Below are 1837 nucleotides of genomic sequence, written 5' to 3'. Positions count from 1 at the left end.
CCCGTCGGGCCGCCGCATCCTGCTGGCGGGCGCGGGCGGGGCGGCCTCGGCCATCGCCTTCGCCCTGGCCGAAGCGGGGGCAGAGGCGCTCACCATCCTCAACCGCACGGCAGCCAGGGCCGAGGATCTGGCGGCGCGGGTGGCTGCGGCCTATCCCTCCTGCGCCACAAGCGGCACTGGCACGGCGGGCGATGTCGGCGGCTACGACCTCATCGCCAACGCCACCTCGGCGGGGCTCCGCGCGGGCGATCCGTTGCCGCTGCCGGTCGAGGCGCTGCACGCGGGGCAGGTGGTGGCCGAGGCCATCATGGAGCCCGCCGAGACGCCGCTCCTGGCCGAGGCGCGGGCGCGGGGCGCGACGGTGCATCCCGGTCTGCCGATGCTGCGTTGCCAGATCGAGCTCATGGCCCGGCACATGGGCGCCATCGCATGAGCGGCCGTCATCTTGCACGGTCGTTCGCAGGGGCTGCGGCCTGAGCCATGTCCGAACGCTTTGACTTCATCATCGTTGGGGGCGGCACCGCGGGGTGCGTGCTGGCCAACCGCCTGTCCGAGGACCCGCGCCACCGGGTGCTGCTGATCGAGGCGGGGCGGCGCCCGCTCAGCCCGTGGATTCCGATCCCGGCGGGGTTCTACAAGCTCCTGACCAACCCGAAGTTCAACTGGCGCTTCACCTCGACCCCGGAGGAGGCCACCGGCAACCGCGAGATCGCCATTCCGCGCGGCAAGGGCCTTGGCGGCTCGACCCTGATCAACGGCATGATCTACGTGCGTGGCCAGCTGGGCCCAGAGCGGCTGCACCGGGTGGAGCTGGGACGCGGTGGAGCCGGTGTTCCGTCGCCTCGAGAACTACGCGGGCCCCGACCCGGATGGCGCGCGCGGCCACGCAGGCCCGCTGGACCTCTGCGAAGTGCAGGAACGGCCCGCTATCGGCGAGGCCTTCCTTGCCGCCGCCGAGGCCTCTGGCCACCGGCGCAACCCCGACTACAACGGCGCGGTGCAGGACGGTGTCGGCTGGTACCAGGTGAACCAGCGCAACGGCCGCCGCGCCAGCGCCTATGCCGCCTATCTCGCCCCGGTGCGCAACCGCCCGAACCTCTGCATCCGTACCGGGCTGCGCGTCACCCGGATCGAGACGGCCGAGGGCAGGGCGACCGGCGTCAGGGTCCGCGACGGGGCCGGCGAGCGCGTCATCGGGGCCGCGCGCGAGGTGATCCTCAGCGCCGGCGCGGTGCAGAGCCCGCAGCTGCTCGAGCTTTCAGGCATCGGCGACCCGCAACGCCTGCGGGGGCTGGGCATCGACACGGTCGTGGACGCGCCGCAGGTGGGCGAGAACTACTCGGACCATTTCTGCACCCGAATGAACTGGCGCGTGCGCCGTCCCGAGACGCTGAACGAGCTCAGCCGCGGCCCGCGCCTCGTGCGCGAAGTCCTGCGCTACGCGCTCGCGCGACGGGGCATTCTGACCTACGGCACCGGGCTGGTGCATGGCTTCATCCGGAGCCGCGAGGGGCTGGCGGGGCCGGACGTGCAGTTTTTCTTCATGCACGCGAGCTACGCCAACGCCGCCGAACGCAAGCTCGAGCGGAAGCCGGGAATGACGCTCGGCGTGACCCAACTGCGCCCCGAGAGCCGCGGCAGCATCCACGCGCTGACCCCCCGGATCGACGACCAGCCCGCGATCCGCCCGAACTTCCTTGCCACCGAGGAGGACCGACGCGCGATGATCGATGGCATGATCGCGGGGCGGAGGATCGTCGGCGCGGCGCCGATGGACGACTGGCGCGATCACGAGATGTCGCCCGGGCCCGCATGCGACAGCCGCGGCGACTGGCTG

The 1837-nt window shown here is 72.4% G+C and carries 2 protein-coding genes and 1 pseudogene; all 3 read left to right on the top strand.

The window, feature by feature from the left end; genetic code table 11:
- Positions 1-433: shikimate dehydrogenase (locus HC022_RS25645; RefSeq protein WP_368484797.1), on the top strand; the 433-nt coding region annotated here is incomplete at its 5' end.
- A gap of 47 nt (positions 434-480) precedes the next feature.
- Positions 481-1291, top strand: a pseudogene (locus HC022_RS29520) (GMC family oxidoreductase); the annotation flags it as partial.
- A gap of 69 nt (positions 1292-1360) precedes the next feature.
- A partial coding sequence (locus HC022_RS29950; RefSeq protein ID WP_368484799.1) for a GMC oxidoreductase occupies positions 1361-1837 on the top strand: 477 nt, incomplete at its 3' end.

It is taken from the genome of Salipiger sp. HF18 (assembly GCF_011806505.1).
In the GTDB taxonomy this organism is placed as follows: Bacteria; Pseudomonadota; Alphaproteobacteria; order Rhodobacterales; family Rhodobacteraceae; genus Salipiger; species Salipiger thiooxidans.
This window is presented reverse-complemented; position numbering and strand designations above follow the sequence as displayed.